We start from the raw sequence: 1,064 nt of genomic DNA, 5'->3' as shown, positions 1-1,064 counted from the left end.
AGCTTGACTAAAGAAATTCACTTGAGTAGAATCCGGTTCTACTTTTGGGTAGACGGTAAAGTGTTCAGTAGCGTTGATGTTATGGCAAATGGGGCAACAGCGCTGTTTCCTTAAGCTACAGACGTCGCTGTAAACAACAAAACAGAACGGAGGTAAGAAATGTCAGAGTACGGCACACTGCAGGACCGCGTACGTTGCAAGTCACTGCTCAACAAGGTCATGTCGGCCGAGGAAACCATCCAGTTCTTCAAGCCGGGCATGAACCTGGGCTGGTCCGGCTTCACCCCTGCCGGTTACCCCAAGGCAGTGCCCATCGCGCTGGCAGACCACGTTGAGAAGAACAACCTGCAGGGCAAGTGGAAGTTCAACCTCTTCATCGGTGCCTCCGTCGGGGCCGAAACCGAAGACCGCTGGGCCACCCTCGACATGATCGATCGCCGCTGGCCGTACCAGACCGGCAAGAACATCGCCGCCGGCATCAACGAAGGCCGCATCAGGATGGGTGACAAGCACCTTTCCCTCTTTGCCCAGGACCTGGGCTACGGCTTCTACACCAAGGACAGTGAGTCCGGCAAGCTGGACCTCGCCATCATCGAAGTCTCCGCCATTACCGAGGACGGCGGCCTGGTTCCCACCACCTCCTGCGGCGTCATCCCCGAAATTCTCATGATCTGCGATCGGGTCATCATCGAGGTGAATACCGGCCAGCCCTCTTTCGAGGGGATGCACGACATCGTCGTCTGCAACCACCCGCCCAAGCGCCAGATTCTGGGCATCACCCATGCCGGCGAGCGGATCGGCACCACCTACGTGCCGTGCGACCCGAGCAAGATCATTGCCGTGGTCGAGTCCAAGTACCGTGACAAAGGGCGTGCCTTCTCCGAGCAGGATGACACTTCCGAGGCCATTGCCAACAACATCATCGACTTCTTCAGCCACGAAGTGAAGATGGGGCGTCTGCCCAAGAACCTCCTCCCGCTCCAGTCGGGCGTCGGCTCCATTGCCAACGCCGTCATCGGCGGGCTGGCAAAGGGCCCGTTCGCCAACCTGACCGTCTACACCGA

1 pseudogene is annotated in these 1,064 nt (G+C 58.6%); it reads left to right on the top strand.

The window, feature by feature from the left end:
- Window positions 1-159: 159 nt before the first annotated feature.
- A pseudogene (locus AC6CDK_RS17785) lies at window positions 160-1,064 on the top strand (acetyl-CoA hydrolase/transferase C-terminal domain-containing protein); the annotation flags it as partial.

The organism is Geobacter sp. PheSNFMC (assembly GCF_059620965.1).
Note: the sequence above shows the minus strand (reverse complement) of the source record. Positions and strands in the feature narration are given on the sequence as shown.